20 protein-coding genes and 1 tRNA gene are annotated in these 26543 nt (G+C 60.1%); 12 read left to right on the forward strand and 9 right to left on the reverse strand.

Annotation, left to right across the window (positions count from 1 at the left end; translation table 11 throughout):
* Window positions 1–102: 102 nt before the first annotated feature.
* Window positions 103–2232: a right-handed parallel beta-helix repeat-containing protein gene (locus GA0061105_RS22795; RefSeq protein WP_092753034.1), complete on the reverse strand. Its 2130-nt coding sequence runs from the start codon at window positions 2230–2232 to the stop codon at window positions 103–105.
* Window positions 2229–3551: an O-antigen ligase family protein gene (locus GA0061105_RS22800; RefSeq protein ID WP_092753036.1), complete on the reverse strand. Its 1323-nt coding sequence runs from the start codon at window positions 3549–3551 to the stop codon at window positions 2229–2231. Before GA0061105_RS22800 ends, GA0061105_RS22795 begins: the two co-directional genes overlap by 4 nt.
* A 634-nt stretch (window positions 3552–4185) precedes the next feature.
* Here GA0061105_RS22800 and GA0061105_RS22805 point away from each other — a divergent pair.
* From GA0061105_RS22805 to fcl, 6 genes are read left to right on the forward strand one after another with little or no spacing between them, the layout of a single operon-like run.
* On the forward strand, window positions 4186–5136 hold the full coding sequence (locus GA0061105_RS22805) for a glycosyltransferase (protein WP_092753038.1): 951 nt from the start codon (window positions 4186–4188) through the stop codon (window positions 5134–5136).
* Complete coding sequence (locus GA0061105_RS22810; protein ID WP_092753040.1) at window positions 5133–6233, forward strand: glycosyltransferase family 4 protein; 1101 nt, start codon at window positions 5133–5135, stop codon at window positions 6231–6233. Before GA0061105_RS22805 ends, GA0061105_RS22810 begins: the two co-directional genes overlap by 4 nt.
* Window positions 6227–7369: a glycosyltransferase family 4 protein gene (locus GA0061105_RS22815; protein ID WP_092753042.1), complete on the forward strand. Its 1143-nt coding sequence runs from the start codon at window positions 6227–6229 to the stop codon at window positions 7367–7369. The genes GA0061105_RS22810 and GA0061105_RS22815 overlap by 7 nt, the downstream gene beginning before the upstream one ends.
* A complete protein-coding gene (locus tag GA0061105_RS22820) occupies window positions 7366–9570 on the forward strand; it encodes a GumC family protein (RefSeq protein ID WP_092753044.1) in 2205 nt (734 codons plus the stop codon). The genes GA0061105_RS22815 and GA0061105_RS22820 overlap by 4 nt, the downstream gene beginning before the upstream one ends.
* Window positions 9571–9621: 51 nt before the next feature.
* Window positions 9622–10713 carry a GDP-mannose 4,6-dehydratase gene (gmd, locus tag GA0061105_RS22825; protein WP_064692392.1) on the forward strand — a complete coding sequence of 364 codons (1092 nt, stop codon included), beginning with the start codon at window positions 9622–9624 and terminating at the stop codon, window positions 10711–10713.
* Window positions 10706–11776, forward strand: a complete 1071-nt coding sequence (gene fcl, locus GA0061105_RS22830; protein ID WP_064692391.1) for a GDP-L-fucose synthase — start codon at window positions 10706–10708, stop codon at window positions 11774–11776. Before gmd ends, fcl begins: the two co-directional genes overlap by 8 nt.
* 235 nt (window positions 11777–12011) lie before the next feature.
* Here the strand turns inward: fcl and GA0061105_RS22835 are convergent, their stop codons facing one another.
* From GA0061105_RS22835 to GA0061105_RS22850, 4 genes are all read right to left on the reverse strand, one after another.
* Window positions 12012–13034, reverse strand: coding sequence for a porin (locus GA0061105_RS22835; protein WP_092753046.1), 1023 nt, complete (start codon window positions 13032–13034; stop codon window positions 12012–12014).
* A gap of 570 nt (window positions 13035–13604) precedes the next feature.
* A tRNA-Ser gene (locus GA0061105_RS22840) sits at window positions 13605–13695 on the reverse strand.
* Between the two features lie 192 nt (window positions 13696–13887).
* On the reverse strand, window positions 13888–15105 hold the full coding sequence (locus GA0061105_RS22845; RefSeq protein ID WP_064692676.1) for an NAD(P)/FAD-dependent oxidoreductase: 1218 nt from the start codon (window positions 15103–15105) through the stop codon (window positions 13888–13890).
* Between the two features lie 87 nt (window positions 15106–15192).
* Window positions 15193–16308, reverse strand: a complete 1116-nt coding sequence (locus GA0061105_RS22850) for a Gfo/Idh/MocA family protein (RefSeq protein WP_092753047.1) — start codon at window positions 16306–16308, stop codon at window positions 15193–15195.
* A gap of 203 nt (window positions 16309–16511) precedes the next feature.
* Here GA0061105_RS22850 and GA0061105_RS22855 point away from each other — a divergent pair, with 203 nt between their 5' ends.
* The 5 genes from GA0061105_RS22855 to iolB all read left to right on the forward strand — a co-directional run bounded on the left by GA0061105_RS22855 (window position 16512) and on the right by iolB (window position 23455).
* The gene (locus tag GA0061105_RS22855) at window positions 16512–17387 is read left to right on the forward strand and encodes a MurR/RpiR family transcriptional regulator (RefSeq protein ID WP_092753049.1); all 876 of its coding nucleotides are present in this window, start codon (window positions 16512–16514) and stop codon (window positions 17385–17387) included.
* A gap of 91 nt (window positions 17388–17478) precedes the next feature.
* Window positions 17479–19413, forward strand: coding sequence for a bifunctional 5-dehydro-2-deoxygluconokinase/5-dehydro-2-deoxyphosphogluconate aldolase (locus GA0061105_RS22860; RefSeq protein WP_064692387.1), 1935 nt, complete (start codon window positions 17479–17481; stop codon window positions 19411–19413).
* Window positions 19414–19617: 204 nt separating this feature from the next.
* A complete protein-coding gene (gene iolD / locus GA0061105_RS22865; RefSeq protein ID WP_064692386.1) occupies window positions 19618–21468 on the forward strand; it encodes a 3D-(3,5/4)-trihydroxycyclohexane-1,2-dione acylhydrolase (decyclizing) in 1851 nt (616 codons plus the stop codon).
* A gap of 66 nt (window positions 21469–21534) precedes the next feature.
* Window positions 21535–22452 carry a myo-inosose-2 dehydratase gene (iolE, locus tag GA0061105_RS22870; RefSeq protein ID WP_064692385.1) on the forward strand — a complete coding sequence of 306 codons (918 nt, stop codon included), beginning with the start codon at window positions 21535–21537 and terminating at the stop codon, window positions 22450–22452.
* Between the two features lie 205 nt (window positions 22453–22657).
* The gene (gene iolB / locus GA0061105_RS22875) at window positions 22658–23455 is read left to right on the forward strand and encodes a 5-deoxy-glucuronate isomerase (protein ID WP_064692384.1); all 798 of its coding nucleotides are present in this window, start codon (window positions 22658–22660) and stop codon (window positions 23453–23455) included.
* A 245-nt stretch (window positions 23456–23700) separates the two neighbouring features.
* On the opposite strand, the gene GA0061105_RS22880 is transcribed toward iolB, so the two are convergent.
* Together GA0061105_RS22880 and GA0061105_RS22885 are read right to left on the reverse strand one after the other, a co-directional pair.
* Entirely contained in the window at window positions 23701–25068 is a 1368-nt protein-coding gene (locus tag GA0061105_RS22880) for an MATE family efflux transporter (protein ID WP_092753051.1), read from the reverse strand.
* A gap of 79 nt (window positions 25069–25147) precedes the next feature.
* Window positions 25148–25582 carry a glyoxalase superfamily protein gene (locus GA0061105_RS22885; protein ID WP_208601691.1) on the reverse strand — a complete coding sequence of 145 codons (435 nt, stop codon included), beginning with the start codon at window positions 25580–25582 and terminating at the stop codon, window positions 25148–25150.
* Window positions 25583–25935: 353 nt separating this feature from the next.
* Between GA0061105_RS22885 and GA0061105_RS22890 the strand changes: the two genes are divergently transcribed.
* A complete protein-coding gene (locus GA0061105_RS22890) occupies window positions 25936–26268 on the forward strand; it encodes a hypothetical protein (RefSeq protein WP_064692382.1) in 333 nt (110 codons plus the stop codon).
* On the opposite strand, the gene GA0061105_RS33440 is transcribed toward GA0061105_RS22890, so the two are convergent.
* On the reverse strand, window positions 26219–26464 hold the full coding sequence (locus tag GA0061105_RS33440; protein WP_092753055.1) for a hypothetical protein: 246 nt from the start codon (window positions 26462–26464) through the stop codon (window positions 26219–26221). The genes GA0061105_RS22890 and GA0061105_RS33440 overlap by 50 nt on opposite strands.
* Between the last annotated feature and the right edge of the window lie 79 nt (window positions 26465–26543).

Consider the following 26543-nt stretch of genomic DNA (forward strand, 5'->3'; position numbering starts at 1 on the left):
TCCTGGAACCATCTCGCCAAGGCCATGACGTCACCGATCGCACTGGCGGCAGTGCCGCGGCTGAATACGTGATGCCGGCCGGCATCCGCGTCGCGTTCTTGGCTACTCGGTGTGCGACACGATGCTGCCTATATCCGCTCCTGCCTTCTGAAGATCGCTCAGACTGCCAAACTCTCCTGATGGCATGATCTCCGGGTTTATCCTGAAGCTCTTGTCGTTCAGATTGCCGCTGTAGCGGTTACGCGCAAATCGCACGGATCCGGGCTTGTGGTCGGGCGCGTAAACGTATGCAGCGAGCCCATTGCTGTTGTCGACAGACACGATATTGTCCTCGATACGATTGGGGCCTGCCCAAGGCGGACGCCACCCCCAGCCCGTACCATCATCGACGCGAAAGGCAGCCCCAGATCCGGCGCTAATGACGTTTCCTGTCACCAGATTGCTCCAGCCGCCGTTGATGCCAATCGCCGTTATGTTACCCGAAAGCGTATTTCCTTCGATACGCACGCCGCTGGCCTTGCCGTCGGTATAAATCGCCCAGCTGATAGGAGACGGCCATTCACTGGTATTCTCATATCCAGGCGGCCAGAACGTTCCATCGGCCCGGTTCATAAGCTGGCCTGTCCCGGTGACGAGGTTGTAGCGAATGCTGCTGTTCAAAGGATCGGCCTGCTCGCCCATCATCTTGATGGCGCCACCATCTGCCGTGTGCTGATTGGCGTTGCGGATCACGTTGTGTTCGATGACCGCATCATGAACTGCGTCCTGCGGTCCCCACAGTGAGCCACCGGCGATACCGAACTGTGCCACGTTTTCAATGAGATTATGAGCAATCCTGACATTATCAGCAGCCTGGAACCATATCCCGGCCGTTTCGAAATAAACCCTACCAATGTCATGGATGTGGTTCGACAGGATTTTAGCACCGTGGGATTTGAGGAAGGTGCCATAGTTCGTGCCCAGATAAATTCCGTTGCCGGCCACATCTCCAATCACGTTGCCGGCAATCACAACATCTTTGCTCTCGGAAACATGAATGCCGACGCCGACATTGTCGATGGCGTTGCCGAGCAGCCGGACGCCGTCCGCGTGCTCGAGCCGTATGGCGCCAAAGCCTCTGGTGTCGGTAGCAAATTTGCCGCTACCTTGCGGATCCCCATCCCGAAAACGGAGCCCCGATATAACCATTCCTCGGGCGCCATCCAGCCTGAAGAATGTCGGTAGGATGCCGGCGACAGCCGTAGCGCTTGTTGGCAGTCCATCGCTCGGGATGTAGACAAGTTGCTCCTTGGCACCGTCATACCACCACTCCCCGGGAGCATCGAGCAGGGCCGCCGCCCCGGTCAGGAAATAGCGGCTGCCTTCCGCGGTGAAGAAATAGGCGGTGCCTTTGGTATTGATGGCGCTGTTCGCGTTGTCGATGGAAACCACTGGGAGGGTGTCACTGCCCCATTGGCTGCCGGGGTGAAAGCCACCGACGATATTGGCGACAAGCCCTGCTGCATTTTTCGAGATCGGAAGATCGCCGGAATGGAAGCAAAAGCGTGTGTTACCATGCCATATATCGTCGTCTTGCGGGCACTTGGCCGCAAAAAGCCATCCTTTGCGCGGGTCTCCATCGCGTGGAGCGTTGGGAAAGCGAGCCTGCGTCTGGCGCGCGCCGCCGACGAAAAGGTCGCCCACCTCCCTGCCCGGAGGCAGCTTCAGTGATGCAGTCCAGCGGCCATCGGCCTGTATCGCCCATTTGCGTACAAGCGGACCGCCGTGCAGGACCGGCGCTTCATTGCATCTCGCCGCGATGACCAGGCCCGCATCGCGAGCATCGAACACGACAGGTTCAGCGAGATAGTAATCTCCGTTGCCCATCGCGATCGTGTTTTGGCCGCCTTTCGCACGGGCAGCATCCCGCGCTCTTTCGATGCTGGCGAAAGGACCGTCGGTACGCTGAGGATTTGCTTTGGGGAGGCGCCCGCTCCAGTCGTCTTTGCCATCAGGAGAAACGTAGAATACTGACCGGGCCGCGGACGTGTCCGTCAATACCTTGTTCAGAGACGTCCCCTTCAGCTTGCCCGAAAAGATCGCCGGCGACGCTTCCGCGCACGTCGCTTCCCTGACCGCCGACTGCAGCCTGTCGGGCGCATCTGCGTCCGAGCTTACGGGTGCCAGGTTGCCCGGCCGGGGAAAGAGCGTCGCAAGCAAGATGCTCAAGATCGGTGCGAAGCGCCACCTCATGAGATTTGCAGCTCCGCCGTTGTGCTGCGTTCCGGTGCCCGCAATTGCGGGCCAGAGGCCGTCGAAACAACAGGCTCGTACAGCGAGAACATGATGATGCCCGATATAAACAGAATGAAAATCGCGTCATTCTGGATCAGGAAGATGGTCTCGGTCAGGTTCATCACCAAAATCACGACCGTGAAGACATTCAACCAAAGCCAGCCATATTGAGGGTCCCGGCACTGGAGGACCGCCCCTTGGCGTAATGCCTGCAAAAGCATCAGAGCGAACAAAATCATTCCGCTGATTCCGAAGCTCAGCAGAGTATCGCGGAACCCGTTATGGGCGTGGGGAGCCATCCACTGGATCTTTGACCAGATGATCCAGGCTTCGGGGTTCGCCTCCGTCCAAAACGCCTGGTAGCCGAAGCCGAGCAGCAGGTGATCGGCAATCTGACCATCGACCAGCTCCCACAAAGGTACCCGGCCCGTCAAAGTGGCGTCCTTGCCTAGCGCTTCGAGGAATGGGACCAGGAATTCGTGAAGCAAAAGCAGGAGCCCCGCGGCCATCTGAACAAAAAACAGGATGAAGACGATGCGACTGATGCCACGGAGTCGCTGCAACACACAGTAGAAGCCGATCAAGCAGTATGCCGAAACCGTCGCGATGATCGCGGTCATCGATCCGGAGCCCACAAGACAAGCCACGCCCGCGATCAACAAAAGCAAGGCGGCTCGCCGCATGCCAGGGGTGCGGTCCATTAGAACGGCCGTCGACACCAGTATCATCATGCTGGCGTACCAACCGAGACTGTTCTTGTGGATGAATATGCCGCGCACCGCGCTATCCATCGGCATGCGAGCGAGACCCGGCGATGCTACGAGCATCAGCAGGCTGAGGACGATACATGTGCCGAAGGTCACAAATGCAAGTCGAAGCAGCTGCCTCGGCGTGAAGCGTATCGCCAATACGTATGCCAGAAGGACCGTAAAGAGCAGGCCGATGGCGCGCCTGAATGACGTTGAGGGGCCTACCGACCAGAAGACAGACACAAACGGCATGGCGACCATCACAGGGACAAGCCAGTTTCGCTTGAGCGCAGTGAGAAACTGCGGGAAATGTCGTCCCAGCATCAGCAAGGTAAACCCGTATGAGGGTAGGCTGAGCAGACGCAATATAGACTTGGCATGACCGCTGAGGGCTCCGTCGGCATCCGCCAAGATCAGCGGGAAGAGCGCACCTGTTTGCAGGAAGAGGCACAAGCCGGCGCCCCAGCACTCTATCGATCGCCAACTGACGGACGGCCCATTCGCTACTCCAACCACATACGCCCTCATGACCGGCCTCGACTTGCTCAGACGGATGAGAGGCTGTTGATCGCGGCAATTTGGAAAGACATGGGTCCCCTTTCATAGCTGCGCTGCTTACCAACGAACAATCATCCCGCCACGTCCCCAGTCAACTCACGCAAATGAAGGCAGCGCTAAGCCTAACGCACATACGCACCGTCCAAGGACGTGGTCCGGGTTAAGCTGACGGTCTACCCCTCCCCCAAAAGGCGGTGCTGGAGCCGACGGCATTGCCCATAAGAGCAGATGTCACCGGTGAGCAATCACCGGTAGCTTGGCGATGAAGACATACCGCGAAGCACGTCGCGCTGAGCCGCAGTTGCCGGCGAAGCGAGGCAATAATTCTGGCGCAGCTTGCTGTTGGCAGGTGCCGCTTAGAAGGGTTGGGATTGCTATGGTTCTGCGTCATGGTCCTGGTTTCGTATGCGATATAACGGGAGGGTCGAGCGGCGCGGCGTTGTCGGCGCTGACCCTGCCAGCTCAAGGCAAAATCCTGACCGAGCATAAAAATGCCTGTCTGCATCTGATCTCTTTCCATCAGTTCGCGCTGCTGAACGCGCAAGCGTTCGCAACTCCAGCGCACCGACGTGTCGCGCAGCGACGCGTTTGAGAGGGTGGTGTCATGGAGCGGCCGACAATCAGCGTCCTTATCAACAACTACAACTACGGTTGCTTCGTCGGTCGGGCGATTGACAGCGCCCTGAACCAACAGGCGTCAAATGTCGAGATCATCGTCGTCGACGACGGCTCGAGCGACCAGTCGCGCTCTGTTCTCGAAGGCTATGACAAGCGGGTGAAACTGCTCTTCCAGGAGAACCGGGGGCAGGCCGCCGCCGTAAATGCTGCTGTGAAGGCAAGCAGCGGCGACATCCTCTGTTTTCTCGATGCCGATGACTGGTGGGCGCCGGGCAAGCTGCCGGCAACAGCCGCCGCTTTCCATGCGAATCCTCGGGCATCGCTTGTTTATCACCGGCTTCAGCCAATGCAGACCGATGGCTCGCCCGGCTTCAGGGCGATCCCTCGGACCTTGTGTTCGGGAGATTTGTCGCCGCGGCTTGCGAGATCGGCCGGCTGGTGGCCCTTCCCCCTGACATCAGCCATCGCTGTAAGACGTAGCGCGTGGGATGCTGCAGGGGATATTCCCGAAGAGTTCCGCATTTCGGCCGACGCCTGGCTCGCAGGCATCTATCCATTTCTCGGAGGCGTTGTCGCCTTGCCGGATCCACTCGGGTTCTACCGGATTCACAACAACAACTGGTATCGGGCAGTCGATGACGCCGCCATGCTGCGAAAGCGGATGGCTCATTGGCAGAGTGTCGTTGACGCTACAAACCGGTTTCTTTCTGCACACAATCTGGCGGGAAGGCTGCGTCTGGATGATCACTATCCGTACCGGGTCGCCTCAGCCAGGCTGGAGGGCGCCGATATACGCACCCGGTTCAGACTTGCTGTGGAAGGGCTCCTTTTCGCCGGAGAACCAAACTTGCTGCGGCGTACGCGTGATGCATTGCGCACAGCCCGCGACCTCCCTCGACTTGGTCAGGCTGTTCGCTTGTCGGAGTCGGCACGATGAAGGCCCTGATGCTGGTTTCCGAACTCGAAGACTACACCATCTCCTTCGCCAGCGGCGTTGCCCAACATCTGCAAGTCGTCCTTGGTGTGCCGCGTCGGCGTTACGCCCAGCTTGCTTCCTCCTTCGATCCGGCTGTCGATCTGCACCTTTTAGACTGGCCGCGGCACCGCTCGCTCTCCAACCCTTGGTTTCTCCACCAACTCACACGTCTCATCCGGCAGGAGCGGCCGGACGTCATTCACCTTCTGAGCAATTCTACGCTCTGGTTGAACTTTGCCGCGCCGTTCTGGCGCCCGATCCCGCTGGTGACGACCGTCCACGACGTGGAAGTGCATCCCGGCGATTCCGACACCCGCACGCTGCCGGCCTGGGCTCCCGAATTGATGGTGCGGCAATCGGGTCATGTCGTCGTCCATGGCGAAGGGCTGAAACGAATGGTCCTAGAGCGATATTCGAAATCGCCTGATCGCGTCCATGTCCTCTCGCATCCGGCCATCCATCGCTATGCGGAACTTGCTCGGCGGCACAAGTTGGAGCGGCGACACGCAGACGGAACTTTGCGCGTCCTGCTTTTCGGGCGGATTTTTGCCTACAAGGGATTGGAGCATCTGATCCGTGCCGAGGCGATGCTCAAGGACCTGCTGCCCAATCTACGCATCACGGTAGCAGGCCGCGGCGATGACCCGTGGGTCTTCCAACCCCTCATGGGGGAAGCCGGCCGCTATGATATTCGCAACCGCTTTATCGAGGATATGGAGGTCGCCCAGCTTTTTCTGGATGCCGATGTCGTTGTCCTTCCCTATACGGAAGCCTCTCAAAGCGGTGTACTCAACCTTGCCGCGGCGTTTGGCAAACCGGTTATCGTGACGGATGTCGGCGAATTGCGAGCCACGGTCCTGCCAAACGGATTGGGGATGGTGGTTCCACCGGGGGATGTGGAACAGCTCGCAAGTGCCATCCGGACACTGGCCGATAACAGCGAACTCAGAAGCAGCTTCGGGACCAGCGCGCTCGCATGGGCCACAGGCCCGAATTCGCCTGAGCAGGTCGGAAGACAGGCTGCGGCCGTTTATCGCGAGGTGGTCGGGGCATGCTAATGAAGATGCTCACGGATGGGAATCGGGTGGCGACCCGGAACGCAGCAGCAACCGTGCGCCACTACGTCCCGGGTGGTTGCGAAAGCGGCGGCGGGATTGGCAGGCTGGTCGGCTATATATCGAACACGGCGAAGCAGGCCGGCGAAAGACACCTCGTCACCGACACCAGAGGGCCTCGATGGTCCGTGGCGACCTCGCCTGTGCGCCTGCTCGGCGCCGTCTTGATGATGGCGAAGGACCGGATAATCGCTCCGGCACGCATTCACCATATTCATGTCGCGGGTCGCGGCAGCACCGCACGAAAACTGATCCTGACCGAGGCCGCCCGTCTCCTCGGATGCTCTCACATATTGCACCTGCACGACTACGACTATGCGAGCGATTTTGCTGCACGCTCGCCACGTCAACAAATGCTGATACGCCGGATGTTTCAACATGCGGACCAGGTCGTGGCATTGGGCCAGCGCGATCGCATGACGCTGACGACGCTTCTGGGCGTCGACGAACGCCGCGTGGCCGTCATTCGCAATTGTGTTCCGGACCCCGGGTCCCGCAGCGTGCATGTCGGCGAGATGCCGTTGATCATCTTTCTCGGCCGGCTGAGCGAACGCAAAGGCGTTCGGGAGCTTCTGCTTGCCTTAAGCCATCCGGTTATGAAGGAGTTGCGGTGGCGTGCCGTGCTGGCAGGCGACGGACCTGTGGAAGATTACCGGCGCCAGGCTGCCGCCATGGGACTTTCAGACCTGGTGAAGATGCCCGGCTGGGTCGGCGCCGACGAGGCGCAAGCCCTGTGTGCACGGGCAGACATACTGGTCCTACCTTCGCATGCCGAGGGCTTGGCAATGGCTGTGGTCGAAGGGCTTGCCCACGGGCTTGCGGTCGTCACCACGCGCGTCGGCGCGCATGGCGAGGTCATCTCCGACGGTGAAACCGGGGTGTTCGTACCGGTCGGAGACAAGGATGCCCTGGCTGCGGCGCTGGCGAAGCTCGTCACCAACCCGGAGATCCGCAACCGTCTCTCGGCCAAGGCCCGTGCTCATTATCTCAATCATTTCAGCATGAAGGCTTACATGCAATCACTGGACAAACTTTACGACGCCGTCTCCGCGCAACCTCAAACGACGGGCGAACGATGACAATCTCAACTGTGCCACCAGACCGCAACAGCTCGCTCTCGTCGATGCGATACGATCCCCGATTTCAAGTAGAGACTCGGTCTGATGATCTTGATCTGACATCGGGCCTGCGCCTTATCCGGCGCAGGATGGTGATGATCGTCACCATCGTCATGCTGCTTATGACGGCTGCTGCAATTGTGGTTTCGGGATTGAAGCCGACTTTTCACGCCGAGTCCCGGCTGATTATCCACACGCCTCTGGCGACAAAGCTCGGCACGGAAGAGTCCGGCCGCAGCGATCCGCTGGATGCCACATCGGAGACGGAACGGCTTCTTTCCCGAAGCATTGCAGAGCGGGTCATCCGCGACCTGCGGCTCGATGACTGGCCGGAATTCAATCCGGCGCTGCAGGAAACCTCGCTGATCGACAGGATCCGAGGAATGTTGCGTGGGTGGGTCGACCGAGAAAAACCGTCGTCGCCGATACGAAACAGCATCGAACCGATCATCCCGAAGTACTACAAGGCACTGCGCGTGTGGCGCGATGGCCAGGGCGACGTCATTCAGATCGGCTTCGATGCCAGCGACCCCGAACTGGCCGCCGCGGTCCCCAACCGCCTCATCAGCATCTACCTGGAAGAGCGCAAGGACAGTCTGCGTGGCCGGCTGGACGCCGCAGAAGAATGGATTCTGCTGCGTATCGACGAGCAGAAGCGTCGCGCCAAGGCAGCACGCGATGCCGCCGACGACTATCAGAAAATTATGGACGTCGTGTCGAATGACGACGATCAGGTTGAACAGATCAAGTCAATAATGGAGCTGAGCGAGCGGCAAGCAAAAATCGAACAAAGCCGCGTTGAAGCGAGAGCAACGATATCTATGCTGGAAGCGGCTGACGACCCCTCGCTTGCCCTGCAGAATATGGTCATTCCCGATAGCATTGCTGCAATGCAACGGGAGCTTCGTGCGCAGGAGCAAGACCTCGAACGCCTTCTTGAAACCTATGGCAATACGGCCGAAGCCGTGGTCGACATGCGCGCGAAGATCCTTAAATCCCGCACCGATCTCGGCCTTGCGGTGGATCGATATCTCAAATCGATACGCGCTAAGCTTGCGGCGCTCGACCATGAGGACGACGCACTCCGGTCGGCATTGGCGGCGGCTCATGAGAAGCGCACGCGCTCAGCCCTGGCGCAGACCGAGTTGGCACGGCTCCAGCGCATGGCTGAAAAAGAGCAAACGGCGCTGGACAAACTTGACGAGCAGCGCCGGGGCCTGGCTGCGCAAGCCATGCTGCCGGGGGCGGAACTGGAAGTTTTGTCGCCGGCCGCAGTGCCGCTGGCGCCGCAGGGACGCGGACGGCTTTTCTATTTGGTCGGCGCCCTCCTGGCTTCGATATCGATCGCGGTGACCGCCGCTTTCGTGGTCGAAATGTTGGACAAGTCGGTCCGCAGCTTCGATCAGATGGCTGGAATGTCGCGCATAGTACCCGCCGGTTTCATCCCGCGCCTGAAATGGAAAGACCGGAGAGATCCGTCGATGCTCTTCGGGCCCATTCAAGTCGGGATGTTCGACGAAGCAATTCGCTCCGTCATGACTTCGCTCAAACAATCCAACGGCGGAAAGTTGCCTAACAGCATTGTCGTGACGTCGGCTCACAGCGGAGAGGGAAAATCGCTTGTCGCCAGATCACTGGCAATCGATCTCGCCGCCGACGGAATTCCGGTACTGCTTGTCGATGGCGACCTCAGACGTGGAAACCTCGACTCGTTTTTCAATTCAGAGCTAAAGCAGGGCTTCAACGAATTCCTGTGTGGGCAGGCTGGAATCCGGGACATCATCCATCATCACCCAAGCGGCATCGACTTCATTCCGGCCGGCAATGCCAGCCTCCATCGGTTCGCTCGTCTGACCGATGCGGCTGACATCATCGCGAGGGCCGCCTCAATGGGCCAAATCGTGATCTTCGACAGCGCACCTGTGCTCGCCTCGGCTGATACGATGTATCTGACAGCATTAGCAGAACGAACGCTAGTGGTCGTCAGATGGGGAAAGACGAGCCGCCGCGCCGTGGAATTTTGCTTACATCAGCTGAAGAGTACGCGCGCAGAGATCGCCGTTGCCATAAACAACGTCGTTCCTAACAAACATGCCAAGTACAACTTCAGCGATTCAGAACTATTTGTGAAATCTCTGAGGAAATACCATGAATTCACATAGCTTCTAACGAATTACTCCTGATTCCGTCAAAAGAAAGTTACGGAGACCGCAGTGAAAAACAAAAGCAAGGTTGCGCTGATTACCGGCATAACAGGTCAGGACGGCGCTTATCTGGCCGAGCTTCTCTTGGAAAAGGGCTATATCGTTCACGGCCTCAAGCGACGTTCCTCGTCCTTCAACACCAGCCGCATCGAGCATCTGTACGAGGATCCGCATGTCGAGAATCCTCGGTTTATCTTGCATTTCGGGGACATGACCGATTCAACGAATCTCATCCGTGTCGTCCAGGAAACGCAGCCGGACGAGATCTATAATCTCGCAGCACAGAGCCATGTCCAAGTCTCTTTCGAGACGCCGGAATATACGGCTAACGCGGATGGGACCGGCACCCTTCGGCTACTTGAAGCAATTCGCCTCCTGGGGCTGACCAGCAAGACCCGCTTCTATCAGGCGTCCACCTCAGAGCTCTACGGCAAAGTCCAGGAAGTCCCGCAGAGCGAAACGACCCCGTTCTATCCTCGATCACCCTACGCGGCAGCCAAGCTCTACGCTTATTGGATAGTGGTCAATTACCGCGAGGCATATGGCATGCACGCCTCGAACGGCATCTTGTTCAATCATGAAAGCCCGATCCGCGGCGAAACATTCGTGACGCGTAAGATCACCCGGGCGGCGGCGGCTATCCATCTTGGACTGCAGGAAAGGCTCTATCTCGGCAATCTGGATGCCAAGCGCGACTGGGGACATGCACGAGAATATGTTCGCGGCATGTGGCTGATGCTGCAGCAGGACGAGCCTGGTGATTATGTTCTTGCGACCGGCGAGACGCACTCGGTTCGTTCCTTTGTCGACAAGGCTTTTGCGAAGGTGGGCATGCCGATTGATTGGCGTGGGCACGGGGTTGAGGAAAAAGGATACGACAAGGCATCCGGTCGGTGTGTGGTGGAGATCGATCCAGCCTATTTCCGTCCGACCGAAGTTGATCTTCTGATTGGCGATCCGACGAAGGCGCACACGAAGCTTGGCTGGAAACATGAGACCAGTCTTGATCAGCTGGTTACTGAGATGGTGCGGGAGGACCTGAAAGTCATGGCACGAAATGTTCCCTCGGTAGGCGTGACCAAAGGTTTTGCTTATGCCTGAAGTGATCTACAGCCTTGCCGGAAAAAGGGTCTATGTCGCGGGCCACCGCGGCATGGTGGGCTCTGCGATCGTACGGCGTCTCGCTTCCGAGGGCTGCGAGATTTTGACGGCCACCCGCGCCGACGTCGATCTCAGACGGCAGGATCAGGTTGAGGCCTGGATGAGCAAGAACCGTCCCGACGCTGTCTTTGTGGCTGCGGCGAGGGTCGGCGGCATTCTCGCGAACGCCACCTATCCGGCCGACTTCCTTTACGACAACCTGATTCTCCAAGCGAACGTCATCCACGCAGCCCATCAAGCTCACGTTGAAAAATTGCTGTTTCTAGGCTCGTCCTGCATCTATCCGAAATTCGCCGATCAGCCAATTGTCGAGGATTCCCTGCTGACCGGATCGCTTGAGCCTACCAATGAGTGGTATGCGATCGCCAAAATCGCCGGTTTGAAGCTCTGCCATGCCTATCGCAAACAGCACGGCAGAGATTTCATTGCGGCCATGCCGACCAACCTTTATGGTCCGGACGACAATTTCGACCTCGGGTCAAGCCATGTCATGCCGGCGCTCATCCGCAAGGCGCATGAGGCGAAGATCAACCGGCAGCAAGAGATATGCATCTGGGGTACCGGCACGCCGCGGCGCGAGTTCCTGCATGTTGACGACTGCGCCGACGCCTGCCTCCATCTCATGAAGACCTATTCCGCCGACAGTCATGTCAATGTAGGGTCCGGCCAAGACATTACCATTCTAGAGCTGGCATACCTCGTCTCCAAAATCGTTGGCTTCAAAGGCAAGATCACGCACGACCTCACCAAGCCAGATGGCACGCCACGTAAACTCTTGGATGTCGACAAGCTTCGCACTCTCGGCTGGTCTCCTAAGATCAGCTTGAAGGAGGGCATCGCAGGCGCCTACCGTTCCTTCCTTGATGGGCACTACCTCGAGCGCAGCCACAAGGCTGTGTCCGGCGAGGTGATCGATCAAAACGACAACAGTCTTCGCAGAGCCAGGACTTCGGCGCTGCAAGCGCCTGTGCTCGCTACTGTCGGACGACAATCGCCGCGGTGAAGTCGACAGGCATGGGCCGTGCCACGTGCGAACCGTAGCGCTATCCGCTCCTGAAACCGGGCGTCAAGTTTTCTCGCGACCGGCTTTCATGTCTACGCATGCGGTTCTGCAAAGCCGCGGCGCACATATAAGCGATATGCTTTGAGCCTTTCAGCCACCCGAATGTCCTACCGCGCAAGTGCAAAAAGCCCGGCTCGAGAGCCGGGCTTTCCTGATTGACCGAAGTCAGACCAGATTAGAACGAACGCTGCAGGCGGAAGTAGCCCGTCGTCGAGTCGTCAGCATCTTCCGGATCGAGGTACTGAACCGAAGCCTTGGCGTAGAAGTTGTCGACGATCTGGTAATCAACCGTCAGACCAACCTTCCAAGCGTCGCCGTCGCTGAAGTCGTCGCCAGAGACATAGTAGTCGCTGTAGTACTGGACACCAGGGGTGATCTTGAGCTTGTCGGTTGCCTTGATTGCGTATTCGGCAGCGATAGCCCATTCAGCCTTGGTGTAGTACGAGCTCGGGCCGGTGGCGTATACCGCTGCGAGGCCGAGCGTGCCGGGACCGACGTCAACCGTACCCATTGCACGGATAGCGCCTTCTTCGTTGTCTACGTCGTAGCCAGCGGTGATCTGGTAGCTGAAGATACCAGCCTTGCCGCCGAGACCGACTGCAACGCCAACGTTGTTCGGCTCTTCGCCGGTCTTGTAGAAGCCGTCTTCCAGCTCGTCGACGCTGATGCCAGCGTAGAAGGCTTCGGTTTCGTACTGATAGCGGATGGAGTTATGCAGCGTTACCGGAGAACCGATATCGTCGGTTTCGCCAGAGAGGCCGTCGTCCCACCAGCTGTAGAACAGACCGGCGCGGAAGCCGGCGATGTCGAGGTATGCGGAGTCGAGCTTGGCGCTCTGGTCAGAAGCATTGTCAGCATTGAACTGCATGACGATGACGCCGGTCAGCGGACCATATTCGGTGTCGCTCTTGGCGGTGAACTGAACCTGACCGCGAGTACGAGCATCCCAGTCCGAGTCGTTGCTGGCCGAACCATTGAGAGGCTCTTCGCCGATATCAACCTGGAAACGGATGTAACCGTTGATCTTCAGGCAGGTTTCGGTGCCGGGGATGTAGAAGTAGCCGGTGCCGTAAGCGTCGCAGACGCGAACATATTCAACCGGTTCCGGCTCGGCAGCGACGATAGCGTCAGCAGCCTGAGCTCCGGAAACTACTGCGAGAGCAGCAGCGGAGCCGAGAAGAAGGCTCTTGATGTTCATAAATGACCTCCAATTCAAAGTTTCGATCGGGTTTGGGATCTTTCGCTGAGCAGCGTTCCCTGCCCCATCCCCGTTGTTTCAAGAAGTGGACGATCCGTCGCCCTTGCTTCCGAGGGTGAAAATACAAGACGGCGGCCGTCACGCAATCACCAACTTACTCGAACGAGGGGTTTCAACGAGCCTTCCCGGCATCCTGTTGCCGAAAGGACACAAGTCGGCCAACCGGCCTCGATTTCCTTTATGCTTTGTTAAGAAAAGCCTGATTTTGCCGCTGCTTAGGCAAACTGAACAAAGAGCTGGACATGCGAGTTCCGACGCATTTCTAACACTATTTTGACAAGTTCGGGCTGTGAGGGAGATATGGCAGATCCCCGCAAGCGTAACCGGATGGCCACCGATCCGCTCTCGCCACCGCCCGAAGGCAGAAGCGCGGGACGTGATTCCCGTCGGCGATTCTCTCTTCGAGGTGAAGAGATGCGTTCGTCGCGCGACCGTTTGGGTATCAGGCGACTAAGCGATAATGATTCCCAAGCGGCCAGATAATCCAGTGATGCGCTGCGGAAATGGAAGTGGCGGAGAAGATGGGATTCGAACCCACGATACGCTTTTGACGTATACTCCCTTAGCAGGGGAGCGCCTTCGACCACTCGGCCACCTCTCCGGTGCGGCCTAACTAGGGTGACCGGTCTGTGAATGCAAGGGTTTTTTGAGTTTTCACCAGAAGAAATGCAGCGGCCGGCCTTTCGGCTTTTGACAGACAGATGCGAATAAACGCTAGCCTGCGCCCGCCCCCCGCAATGTTCGGTCGATCTTCTTTCGGGGAACACGTCTTACAGTGATCTCGCTCCCGGTGTCAGCGCAACAGGCTCTTGAGATCGGCCGCGGGGTCGGCGAGAATCGATCGGTCGGGGTTGGTTCCGGATTCCAGCAGTTTTTTGCCGGTCACATAGGCCTTCGCGTCATTGATCGCATCGACAGCGATCAGCAGCCCATCCCTGAAGTACCAGACCGAATGAGCGCCTTCACGGGCGCCGGGACGCAGCAGCGTGTCGTCATAGCCGAGATTGAAGCCGGCGATCTGCAGCTTGACATCGTATTGGTCGGACCAGAACCACGGCTTCGGCTCGTAAGGCTCGCTGCCGCCGGCGATGACGGCTGCCGCCGCTTCGGCCTGGTCGACGGCGTTCTGCACCGATTCGAGCCTGATGCGGCCGCCCTGCCATGGAAGCGCTGCGCAATCGCCGGCCGCAAAGATCGACGGATCCGAGGTACGGGCAAATTCATCGACGATGATTCCGTTGGCGACCTCGAGGTCGGCTTCCTTGGCAAGCTGGTCATTCGGTACGACGCCAATGCCGACGATGACGAAATCGACATCAATGACCGATCCGTCGGACAGTGCCGCACCGGCGACGCGGCCGTCCTTGCCGATCAGATGCTTGAGGCCGGTCTTCTCGCGAATCATCACGTCATGGGCTTCGTGGATCGCGCGCATGATGTCAGCGGTGTCCTTCGCCGCAACGCGCTGCAGGATGCGGTCGGCCATCTCGATGACTGTGACCTCAAGGCCGCGGTGACGAGCGACGGCCGCCGCCTCCAGCCCGATGTAACCGCCGCCGATGATGAGGACGCGACGGCCGGGCCGCATTTCATCGGCCAGAAGATCGGCATCACGTTTGTCGCGGGCGACATAGACGCCTTCGAGATCACCGCCTATGGCGGCCGGCAACCGGCGCGGCGTCGAGCCGGTGGCGAGCACCAGCGTGCCGTAGTCGAGAACGGAGCCATCCTGCAGCAGAACCTCTTTGCTGTCCCGCTTGATCTGCTCGGCCCAGGTCGACAGGCGAAGATCGACATCATGTTCGGGATACCACTGCTCCGGGCGGAACAGCAGACGGTCGAAGGTCATTTCACCGAGCAAGTATTTCTTCGAAAGCGGTGGGCGCTGATAGGGAGCGACATCCTCGGCGCCGATGAGGGTGATTGGGCGCGTATCCTTCAAAGCGCGCAGCTTGGCCGCCAAGGCAAAACCCGCCTGTCCCGCGCCGATGATCACCAATCTATCCGTCACGATCTCACTCCCGAAACTGCGCCCGACAACCATGCCAAGGCCTATCGCCTGCCCTATGCGCCGTCAACGGAAAGCGGCTTCTTACATTCAGCCGATCTCGATCCAGCGACGCTCGTGGAACGACTGTGCCATGGCATGCACCGACTTCTCTATCCTGAGACCGTCTTTAAATGTCACGATCGACGACGGCTCGCCCGATATTGCCGCGATCAGCTCGCGGCATTCGATGATCTTGAGATCATTGAAGCCGAGACCATGGCCGGGCGCCGGGATGAAGCGATCATAAGGCCGATGGGCAGGCGCCGCCAGTATCTTGCGGAAGCCCTGTTCGGAGCCAGGCCCCTCGGCCTGATAGAGCTCAAATTCGTTCATGCGCTCCTGGTCGTAGAGGATCGAGCCTTTCGAGCCGTAAATCTGCAGGGCGATGCGGCCCTTGCGCCCCCAGGCGGCGCGATTCGCCATCAACACGGCGGAGATGCCACCGCCAAGCCGCATCAGCACGTTGGCGGCGTCATGATTTTCGACGGCCCGGCGGCCACCCTCGCTTAGCGGACGGTCGGCATAGGGCTTCACCATGTCTGTTATGACAGCCTCGACATGGCCGAAAAGATACCATAGCAACGACAGCGGGTGCACGGCGAAATCGTCAAGCGCACCGTAGCCGGCGGAAAGCTCGCTCTTCCAATAAAAGAACACGTCAGGATCGGCCATGAAGTCCTCGTCCATTTCGACGCGGACATGATTGACCGTTCCGATGGCGCCGTCGCCGACGAGTGTCCTGATGTGCCGCATGACGGGATTCTGAATGTAATTATAGCCGAGAGCGGCAACCTTGCCAGAACGCTCCGCCGTCGCGAGCATCTGCTCGGCATCGGCATAGGCGGGCGCCATTGGCTTTTCACACCAGACATGCTTGCCGGCTTCGAGGGCTGCAATCGCCATCTCGGCGTGGAACTGGTTGGGCGTGGTGACGGAAACGACGTCGACCTCGGGGTCGGCAATCAGCGCCCGCCAATCGGCCGTTGCCTTCTCGAAGCCGAACTCGCCGGCACGAGCCTCGGCAAGCCCGGCATTGGCTTCCGCAAGGTGCACAAGCCGCGGACGCTCGACATCGCCGAACACGGTCTTCACCGCATTCCATGCCAGCGCGTGGCACTTGCCCATATAGCCCGTGCCGATCAAACCTATGCCGAGTGGCTTCATTTTACGTCTCCTCCAAAGCTGCGCGGATTTTTGGAATATTTAGATCATTTTGACAAGCGACGACTCGTTGCACCTTGTCGCGTCTCAATCGATTCCCCCTAGAAGCGTTGGATTACAGGGGATTAAAAACAATTAGGTGTCCACTTTGAAATCGTCTATGCTCGACAATATGGAATATTTGTTTCATCTCGTGAGCCGTCAGCATGGATAACGGTCCCCAGGGTCAAGCGCGTGTACCGCGCGACTTCGAAAGCCTGCGCAGCACGATCATCGAGCGCAAGGCGAGCATGCCGAAGCGGCTGGCGCAGGTCGCTGCCTTCGCACTCGGCAATCCCGACGAAATCGCCTTCGGGACGACGGCGAGCATTGCCGCCGCCTCCGAGGTCCAGCCCTCGACGCTGGTGCGCCTGGCGCACCATCTGGGTTATGAAGGTTTTTCCGACCTGCAGAGCATCTTCCGCGAAAGGCTGCGCGACCGGACGCTGAGCTATGAAGAGCGCCTTGTCACGCTGGAGCAAGCGAGCGGCGACGATGAGGACGCCAATCTTCTCTCAGGCTTCATTGCCGCGGCGAACCAGTCGGTCAACCGGTTGGCGGCGACGGTGCAGACGGACACTTTCACCAAGGCGGTCGATATTCTTGCCGCCGCCGAAACCATCTATCTGATCGCCAAGCGGCGCTCCTATCCGCTGACGGCGCACATGACCTACGCTTTTTCCAAGCTCAACATCCGCCACCAGATCGTCGCCTCGCCGAACGGCGTCGATCCTGAGATGGTGCAGTTCGCAACGTTGAAGGACGCGGCGATCGCGGCAAGCTTCTCGCCCTATGCGGCCGACAGCCTCACGCAGAGCCAGGAGCTTGCCGACCGCGGCGTCCCCATCATTGCGATCACCGATTCGGCCTTTTCGCCGCTTGCCGCCTGCGCCACACATTGGTTCGAAGTGGCCGAGGCCGATTTCGCGGGCTTCCGCTCGCTTTCAGCCTCGATGGCGCTCACCATGGCGTTGCCGGTTGCGATCGCCGAGCGGCGCCGCAAGCGTCTGCATTCAAAAGCTGGAAAAGAGAAAATGGAATAAACATTCCGAATTGACAAAATATCGGAACCAATGTTTCATTATTGACATTCGCAGGCACTGGAAGCCGCGCAAAATCTAGCGGGAGGACATCATGGTACAATCGAATCCGGGTTCACAGCCGGAGCCGGCGCTTGATGTAATCACCATCGGCCGGTCCTCGGTCGATCTTTACGGCCAGCAGATCGGTTCGCGGCTGGAGGACATCGCCTCCTTCGCCAAATCAGTCGGCGGCTGCCCGTCCAATATCGCCATCGGCACGGCGCGGCTCGGCCTCAAGTCCGGCCTCATCACCCGCGTCGGCGACGAGCAGATGGGACGCTTCATCCGCGAGCAGGCGGCGCGCGAAGGTGTGGCGACTGACGGCATCGTCACCGACAAGGAACGGCTGACGGCGCTGGTGCTGCTTGCGGTCGAGGCCGAGGGCGTATCGCCGATGATCTTCTATCGCTCCGACTGCGCCGACATGGCGCTCGAGGAAGGCGACATCGACGAAAATTTCATCAAGTCGTCGCGCGCCGTTCTCGTGTCCGGCACGCATTTCTCGCGGCCGAATACCGAAGCCGCGCAGCGCAAGGCGATCCGCATCGCGAAGGAGAACGGCCGCAAGGTGATCTTCGACATCGACTACCGGCCCAACCTCTGGGGGCTCGCCGGCCATGCGGAAGGTTTTGAGCGCTACGTGAAATCCGACCGCGTTTCCTCGAAAATGAAGGAGACGCTGCCTGATTGCGACCTCATCGTCGGGACCGAAGAGGAAATCCTCATCGCATCCGGCGCCGACGACGTGCTCGGCGCGTTGAAGGAAATCCGCCGCCTTACGCCGGCGACGATCGTGCTCAAGCGCGGCGCGATGGGCTGCATCGTCTATGACGGGCCGATCGCCGACGATCTCGAAGCCGGCATCGTCGGCCAGGGCTTCCCGATCGAGGTGTTCAACGTGCTCGGCGCCGGCGACGCCTTCATGTCCGGTTTCCTGCGCGGGTTCCTGCGTGACGAGCCGTTGCAGACCTGCGCCACCTGGGCCAATGCCTGCGGCGCCTTCGCCGTCTCGCGCCTGCTCTGCTCGCCGGAATATCCGACCTGGGCGGAACTCGACTTCTTCCTGAAGACCGGCAGCAAACATCGAGCACTGCGCAAGGACGAGGCGATCAACCATATCCATTGGGCATCCACCCGCCGCGGCGACATCCCGCTTCTGATGGCACTGGCGATCGACCACCGCTCGCAGCTGGTCAGTGTCGCCGATGAGCTCGGCGTCGGCCATGACAAGATCGTCGCCTTCAAGCGGCTGGCGGTCGAGGCGGCGGCGCGTGTTTCCAACGGGCGCGACGGCTACGGCATGCTGATCGACGAACGTTTCGGCCGCGACGCCTTCTTCGATGCGGCAACGAAGAATTTCTCCTGGATCGGCCGGCCGGTGGAACTGCCGGGCTCGAAGCCGCTGCGCTTTGAATTCAGCCAGGATATCGGCTCCCAGCTTGTCGAATGGCCGCTCGGCCATTGCATCAAATGCCTGTGCTTCTATCATCCCGATGATCCGGCGGAATTGAAGGCGGAGCAGCAGGAGAAGCTGCGCACGCTGTTCGAGGCCGCACGCAAAGTCGGCCGCGAACTGCTGGTCGAGATCATCGCCGGCAAGAACGGGCCGCTCACCGACGATACGATCGCGACCGCGCTGGAAGAACTTTACGCACTGGGCATCAAGCCGGACTGGTGGAAGCTCGAGCCACAAGCCTCCGGCGAAGCCTGGAAGAAGATCGATGCGGTGATCACCAAGAATGATCCGTGGTGCCGCGGCATTGTGCTGCTCGGGCTCGAGGCGCCGGCCGAGGAACTGATCTCCTGCTTCGAGGCGACGCTGGCAGCTCCCTCCGTGAAAGGCTTTGCCGTCGGCCGGACGATCTTTGCCGATCCGGCGCGCGCCTGGCTCTCGGGCAACATGAACGACGAGGAGGCAATCGCCGACATGGCCGGCCGTTTCCGGCAACTGACTGAGGCCTGGCTTAAGACGCGTGGGCTTCAATAGGGTATGAAATTTAGACCCCTCCCCAACCCCTCCCCACGAGGGGGAGGGACTTAAGTTGAGGCATCGCTTTACGCCACAATGGAGCTCTCTTGCAGACGCAAGGTTGCGGTGAAATGCGGTGAGCCCCACGAGTTAGTCCCTCCCCGTTGTTGGAGGGGTTGGGGGAGGGGAAACCAACTAGAGCGAAGATTGCGGGAGGCCCCGATGGGCAAGACGATACGGTTGACGATGGCGCAGGCCGTCGCGCATTTCTTGAAAGTACAGATGACTGTTATCGACGGCAAAAAAGTGCCGATCTTTGGCGGCGTCTGGGCGATCTTCGGCCACGGCAACGTCGCCGGCATCGGCGAGGCTCTCTATCAGGTGCGCGGGGACTTGACGACCTATCGCGCCCATAATGAACAGGGCATGGCGCATGCCGCGATTGCCTATGCCAAGGCGAATTTCCGCACGCGCTTCATGGCCTGCACGACCTCGATCGGGCCCGGCGCACTGAATATGGTGACGGCCGCGGGCGTCGCCCATGTCAACCGCATTCCCGTTCTCTTCCTGCCCGGCGACGTCTTCGCCAACCGTGCGCCAGACCCCGTGCTGCAGCAGATTGAGGATTTCGGCGACGGTACGGTGTCCGCCAATGACGCCTTCCGTCCGGTTTCACGCTATTTCGACCGCATCACGCGCCCCGAACAGATCATCACGGCCCTGAAGCGCGCAATGCAAGTGCTGACCGATCCACTCGATTGCGGGCCGGTGACATTGTCGCTCTGCCAGGACGTTCAGGCAGAAGCCTACGATTATCCGGAGAGCCTGTTTGCGGAGAAGGTCTGGACGACCCGCCGGCCGCAGCCAGATGCGGACGAGCTGGCGAATGCCATCGCCCTGATCAAGGCATCCAAGAAGCCGGTGATCCTTGCCGGCGGCGGCGTGCTTTATTCGCAGGCGACAAAGGAGCTTGCAGAGTTTGCCGAGACTCACGCCATTCCCGTCGTTGTCACCCAGGCCGGCAAATCGGCTATCAACGAGACCCATCCGCTGGCGCTCGGTTCGGTCGGCGTCACCGGCACATCAGCGGCGAATGCGATCGCCGAAGAGACGGATCTTGTCATCGCCGTCGGCACGCGCTGCCAGGATTTCACCACCGGCTCCTGGGCGCTGTTCAAGAACGACAGTCTGAAGATGGTCGGCCTCAATATCGCCGCCTATGATGCGGTGAAGCACGACAGCCATCCTCTTGTGGCCGACGCCCGCCAAGGGCTGAAGGCGCTTTCCGCAGGGCTTTCCGGATGGAAGGCGCCGGCGGCGCTTGCCGAGAAGGCGGCGGCCGAGAAGAGGGTCTGGACGGAGGCTGCGGCTAAGGCAATGGCGACGACCAATGCCGCTCTGCCCTCCGATGCGCAGGTGATCGGCGCAGTGGCGCGCACGATCGGCGGCGAGAACACAACGCTGTTGTGCGCTGCAGGCGGCCTGCCCGGTGAACTGCACAAGCTCTGGCCCGCAACGACGCCTGGCAGCTATCATATGGAGTACGGCTTTTCCTGCATGGGCTACGAGATCGCCGGCGGGCTCGGCGCCAAGATGGCGCGTCCTGAGCGGGACGTCGTCGTCATGGTCGGCGACGGTTCCTACATGATGATGAATTCCGAACTCGCTACTTCGGTCATGCTCGGCCTCAAGCTCAACATCGTCGTACTCGACAATCGCGGCTATGGCTGCATCAACCGGCTGCAGATGGGAACCGGCGGGGCCAACTTCAACAATCTGCTCAAGGACTCCTATCACGAGGTGATGCCGGAGATTGATTTCCGCGCACATGCCGAAAGCATGGGCGCCATCGCCGTGAAGGTCAGCTCCATCGCGGAACTCGAGCAGGCGATCGTCGATTCGAAGAAGAACGATCGTACATCCGTCTTCGTCATCGACACCGATCCCTTGATCACCACTGAGGCCGGCGGCCATTGGTGGGATGTCGCGGTGCCGGAAGTCAGCCCGCGCGAAGAGGTCAACAAGGCGCGCAAGGGCTATGTCGAAGCCCGCGCCTCCCAGCGCATCGGCTGAACAGTCGCTGCCGTTTTTCGGGAGGAGCGGGCCCGCTCCTCCCCAATGTCTTTAAGGAGAGTATTGATGAAGGCCAAACTCGGCATGTCGCCCATCGCATGGTGGAACGACGACCTTCCTGAGCTTAGCGACGATGTGTCCCTCGAAGAATGCCTGCGGCAATCGCGCAGCGCCGGTTTCACCGGCATGGAGCAAGGCCGCCGCTTCCCCAGCAACCCGGAAGAGATGCTGCCGATCCTGCGCGCCGCCGACGTGACGCTGTGCGGCGGCTGGTTCTCCGGCACGCTCGTCAATGAGGAGCTGGCCGCCAACAAGGACCGCATCGCGCCGATGATCGAGCTTTTCAAAGCGGTCAATGCGCCCTGCATCGTCTATGGCGAAGTCGGCCGCTCGATCCAGGGCGACCGCACAAAGCCGCTCGCGACCAAGCCGCGCCTCTCCGACGACGAGATGAAGGCCTATGCGCGCCGCGTCACCGAATTCGGCGAATGGTGCGCCGAGCAGGGCATGCCGCTCTCCTATCACCACCACATGGCGGCCGTCGTCGAAACCGAACCGGAACTCGACGCCTTCATGCGCAATTCGGGCGATGGTATTCCGCTGCTGCTCGACGCCGGACATCTGGCCTTTGCCGGCGGTGATGTGCTGCGCGCCATAGACAATCACCACGCCCGCATCAACCACGTCCACGTCAAGGACATTCGCCAATCCGTGGTGGATGGGCTCGACCGCAGCCGCCAATCCTTCCTGGACGCGGTGGCGCTTGGCGCCTTCACCGTGCCGGGCGACGGCTCGCTCGATTTCGGCGCCATCGTCCAGCGCTTCGCCGACCACGGCTATGAAGGCTGGTTCGTCGTCGAGGCGGAACAGGATCCACGCAAGGCGCCGCCGCAGAAGATGGCAGAGATCGGCCATGCCGAACTGATGCGCGTCATGACGGCGGCTGGTTACACTGTGGAAACGGAAGGTTTCCCGAAGGAGTAACGGGACGAAAGACCCTCCCCAACACCGGGGATGGGCTGAACGAACTGCCGGAGCAAGAAGCCCCTCATCCGCCCTTCGGGCACCTTCTCCCAATGGGGAGAACGTGGAACGAGGCGGGCGCGGCATACCCCTTCTCCCTCGGGGAGAAGATGGCGGCAGCCGGATGAGGGGGCCGCGCCCACCAACATACGAGGAGAAACACCCAATGCCAAACCTCAAGGTGAAACCATTAGGCACGCATGGCCGCGTCACGCATGTCACCCCGGAAAGCGCCGGCTGGACCTATGTCGGCTTCGATCTGCACCGGATCAAACCGGGCGAGACCGTTTCGGGAGAGACCGGCGAGCGGGAAGTCTGCCTGGTCTGGGTGACCGGCAAGGGCAAGGCGTCGGCCGGTGCGAAGGATTTCGGTTCGCTCGGCGAGCGCATGGATCCCTTCGACGGCGCTCCGCATGCGCTTTACATCCCGATGGGCTCGACATGGTCGGTGACGGCGGAGACCGATCTGGAGCTTGCCGTCTGCTCGGCTCCCGGCGGCGGCACCTATGAGGCAAAGGTGATCCCGCCCGGCACGCATCCGCAGGTGACGCGCGGCAAGGGCACGAATGTGCGCTACGTCAACAACATCATGCCTGAAGACGACAGTTCGGCGCATTCGCTGCTCGTCGTCGAGGTGATCACGCCGGGCGGCCATACCTCCTCCTATCCGCCGCACAAGCACGACCAGGACGACCTGCCGAACGAGAGCTTCCTGGAAGAGACCTACTATCATCGCCTCAACCCGCCGCAGGGCTTCGGTTTCCAGCGCGTCTATACCGACGACCGCTCGCTCGACGAGGCGATGGCGATCGAGGACGGCGACGTGACGCTGGTGCCGAAGGGTTATCATCCCTGCGCGGCGACGCATGGCTACGATCTCTATTATCTCAACGTCATGGCCGGGCCGAAGCGGATCTGGAAATTCCACAATGCCGCCGAGCACGAATGGCTGCTGAAGGCGTAAAGGCGAATGCGGTCTTCGGTGCTGTTATGACGGCGTCCCCAATCAAGGGGCTGTCAACGGAGCATTACCAGATGAAGACCACATTCGCTGCCTGGGACTATCTCAGTGCGGAGATCGTCACCGTCACGCTCGGAGGCAAGAGCGTCGCGGCGCTAATGAGCCCGAAGCCACGACATTTACGGCGCAGAGCCGCAGGGACTAGATGGCGATGACAGAAGACGCGCCCGAGAGGCGCGGCTTTCATCTCAGGCGGGCAGAAGCCCATAGCGCCAGCCGTGGCGCCTGGCGTTCTCGGACAGGACCAGCACGGCAAGGACGCCCATGCATGCCTCGGCGAAGACCGGCACCATCCAAATCCCCTGCTCGCCGAAAACGAAGGGCAGCAGGAAAGTCAGCGGCAGGGCGAAAAGATAAGGTCGCGACAGACCGAAGATAGCGGCGCGCGGCGCATCTCCGATCGACTGGAAATAAGACGACAGGATCAGCGTCTGCCCAAACAGGAAATAGGCCCCGATCGTCCAGGGCAGAATTCGCCCGACCTCGGCAACAATGGCCGGATCGCCGACGAAAACGGCGTCCAGGCGGCCGGCCAGCAATTCCAAGGTGATCTCCACCAGGCTGCAGTAGACGAGTGCCGAAAGCATGGCGATCGTCAGGCTGTGGCCGACGCGTAGCCTGAGACCGGCGCCGTGATTTTTGCCGGCAATCGTCTGCAGGGCGATGCTGAGGCCAAGCAGTGGCAGATAGGTGAATGTCAGGATGCGAGTGATGATGCCGTAGGCGGCGACCGTGGCGCTATGATCACCCGTGTTCCAGAGCGAGACGTTGACTAGAATCGCCGCCGAGGCCAGCGATATGCCGATGAAGCCGAGGCTCATGGGCGCACCCAAGGCGACGATGCCGCGCCATTCCAGAAAGGCGAATTCGGGAGAAGGCCTGAGCGTCGCCGGCCGGCGCCACCGATAGACGATCACGGCCGCAAGACAGATCAATTGCGACGCGATGGAGCCGACGGCTGAGCCCAGCACGCCCCAATGCAGCACGGCCATGAACAGCCAGTTTGCGAGGATGTTGAGCAGCGAGGCCGACAGCGTCACCAGCGTCATGAAGCCGATCCTGCCTTCGCAGCGCAGCCCGTCGAGATGCAGCGACAAGAAGAAGCTCACTGGCGCCGAGGCGACCATCGCACCCATGAAGAGCATGGCGCCGTCGGCCACCGCGACGTTGCCGGCGGCGCCAGCGTTGATGATCGACCGGCCGAGGGTCCAGTAGCCCGTGTTGAGACTGAGAACGACGGCTAGCGCCAGCGTATGGGCACCTGCGAATACAAGGCGTGCTCCTCGGCGGTCGCCGGCGCCCAGCCGGCGCGCTAGAACGCTCGCCATGCCGTTCGAGACCAGCGCCTGCAGAGCCACCAACAGCATCAATCCCGGGAAGATAAGGCTGACGGCAGACAGCGCATCCGCGCCGACATAGGCGCCGAGGAAATAAGCGTCGACAACGGCAAACAGGCCGTTGAGTGTGGTGATCGTGACGATCGGCGCTGCCGTCTTGAGAAAAACGCCCGGCAGCGCGCCGGAAAGAAAGGCGTTGTCTTGAGAAAAATCGGTCATGGAGAAATCCGTGCGATATCAGGCAACATCCGACCCGGCTTGAACACGCGTGTGCGGAAGGCCTCAAATGAAAGAGCAATCAGAGATCGAGTACCAGATGTGGCATGCCGTTCGAGGTCTTCCTTGGGGAGACTCCGTCGGCGTCGATCTGTGCACTGACGCGCCGGCGAAAGGCCGAAAAGCTCTCGAAGGTGACGACGTCAACCGCTTCGTCGAAGTGGATGGTGATCCGCTGGAGGCCGCCCGCCAGAGCCGAAAGCGACAGGATCTCGCCGGTGAAGGGCTGGTTGAGGTAGCGGCCGCGGATATGGGCGCCGATGAAGAGCGGTGTCTTCGGAGCCGCATTGGGTTTTGCCGCCAGAGCCGCCAGCGTGTTCCAGTCACGCGCGCCGTGCTGGCGGGCAACCATTTCCAAGGCCACGCTGTGGGTCAGCACGGTGCCGCGATCGTTGATTGCCTGGCGCAGGCGCTTGGCCTGGGCCTTCAGTTCTTCGATGCCGGGATAGGTCGTCATGGAGTGAGCCTTCACAAGGCATGCTCTTCGACTGTGAATGGGAACTCGCATTGCCGTCAGTCAGCATGCACAAGGGGCCGTGACCATGATCGCGAGGACTTCACCATGGATTTTCATCCGCGAGTGGCCGGTGCCTCAAACCGGGCTTTGTATGCGCGATCGTTGTCGACATGTCAAGAATGGTGCAGCCGCCGGAGGAATGCGCGAGTTTGGAGCAAATCTGGCCGGAATCGGTGCGTTTTTCAGCCGATCTCAGCAAAAGCCCTCAAACCTAACGATGATCTTCAGCAATTGTCAGCACTCTTGCATTATTCTCTCCCTTACGATGAGCGGAGGCTAAAAGGGCCTTTCAGATGCACCTCGACACAGACCACCCCAGGCCGGAACGTGCCTACAGGGAATTCAACCTCGACAGGCCCGGCAACATCATCTTCGTCGGCCATCACCTCAGCACCGGTACGCAGGTGCGCTGCCTGATCCGTACGATCACGCTTGCCGGCGCGGTGCTCGAAGTCAGCCCGAACCTGGAGATGCCGAGCCATTTCTTCCTCGAAATACTCGGCATCCATGACGAGATCGGCGCCACGGTTGTCAAGCGCGACGAAGAGTTGGTGACGATCAGCTTCAACATGCTGCTCAATCCGGAATTCCTGCACCACGTGCTGCGACTGAGCTTCGAAACCTGACGCCTCTTGCAACCGAGGCCCTATCGCAGCGCGGTCTCCTCGTCTCGCCTCTTGCGGCCAGATGCGCGAGGATTGGAATGATCCAGAGAAGCCCGCGCCATTCCGGGCCATCGAGCGGATCGGCCATCGGATCGCGGCGGATCCGGCGGTTGCGTGACGCGACTTCCTCGTAGAGTACTACCCAGTTGAGAAGCATTGCCTATCCTCCATCTATTGCTGGAGTAGTTGAGCTAGGCCTTCACGCCCTCACAATGTAGAGGCGCAGGGGAAAGGGG

This window comes from Rhizobium aethiopicum, from assembly GCF_900094625.1.
GTDB classification, from domain to species: domain Bacteria; phylum Pseudomonadota; class Alphaproteobacteria; order Rhizobiales; family Rhizobiaceae; genus Rhizobium; species Rhizobium aethiopicum.

Bases quoted from the DNA above. Each gene is read 5' to 3' on its own strand.
- GA0061105_RS33440 (WP_092753055.1), bottom strand. From the start codon at position 26,464: ATGCTTCTCAACTGGGTAGTACTCTACGAGGAAGTCGCGTCACGCAAC.
- GA0061105_RS22800 (WP_092753036.1), bottom strand. From the start codon at position 3,551: ATGAGGGCGTATGTGGTTGGAGTAGCGAATGGGCCGTCCGTCAGTTGG.
- GA0061105_RS22815 (WP_092753042.1), top strand. From the start codon at position 6,227: ATGCTAATGAAGATGCTCACGGATGGGAATCGGGTGGCGACCCGGAAC.
- GA0061105_RS22835 (WP_092753046.1), bottom strand. From the start codon at position 13,034: ATGAACATCAAGAGCCTTCTTCTCGGCTCCGCTGCTGCTCTCGCAGTA.
- iolE (WP_064692385.1), top strand. From the start codon at position 21,535: ATGAAGGCCAAACTCGGCATGTCGCCCATCGCATGGTGGAACGACGAC.
- GA0061105_RS22890 (WP_064692382.1), top strand. From the start codon at position 25,936: ATGCACCTCGACACAGACCACCCCAGGCCGGAACGTGCCTACAGGGAA.
- fcl (WP_064692391.1), top strand. From the start codon at position 10,706: ATGCCTGAAGTGATCTACAGCCTTGCCGGAAAAAGGGTCTATGTCGCG.
- GA0061105_RS22880 (WP_092753051.1), bottom strand. From the start codon at position 25,068: ATGACCGATTTTTCTCAAGACAACGCCTTTCTTTCCGGCGCGCTGCCG.
- GA0061105_RS22805 (WP_092753038.1), top strand. From the start codon at position 4,186: ATGGAGCGGCCGACAATCAGCGTCCTTATCAACAACTACAACTACGGT.
- GA0061105_RS22855 (WP_092753049.1), top strand. From the start codon at position 16,512: ATGGATAACGGTCCCCAGGGTCAAGCGCGTGTACCGCGCGACTTCGAA.
- GA0061105_RS22810 (WP_092753040.1), top strand. From the start codon at position 5,133: ATGAAGGCCCTGATGCTGGTTTCCGAACTCGAAGACTACACCATCTCC.
- GA0061105_RS22820 (WP_092753044.1), top strand. From the start codon at position 7,366: ATGACAATCTCAACTGTGCCACCAGACCGCAACAGCTCGCTCTCGTCG.
- GA0061105_RS22885 (WP_208601691.1), bottom strand. From the start codon at position 25,582: ATGACGACCTATCCCGGCATCGAAGAACTGAAGGCCCAGGCCAAGCGC.
- GA0061105_RS22795 (WP_092753034.1), bottom strand. From the start codon at position 2,232: ATGAGGTGGCGCTTCGCACCGATCTTGAGCATCTTGCTTGCGACGCTC.
- GA0061105_RS22860 (WP_064692387.1), top strand. From the start codon at position 17,479: ATGGTACAATCGAATCCGGGTTCACAGCCGGAGCCGGCGCTTGATGTA.
- iolB (WP_064692384.1), top strand. From the start codon at position 22,658: ATGCCAAACCTCAAGGTGAAACCATTAGGCACGCATGGCCGCGTCACG.
- GA0061105_RS22850 (WP_092753047.1), bottom strand. From the start codon at position 16,308: ATGAAGCCACTCGGCATAGGTTTGATCGGCACGGGCTATATGGGCAAG.
- iolD (WP_064692386.1), top strand. From the start codon at position 19,618: ATGGGCAAGACGATACGGTTGACGATGGCGCAGGCCGTCGCGCATTTC.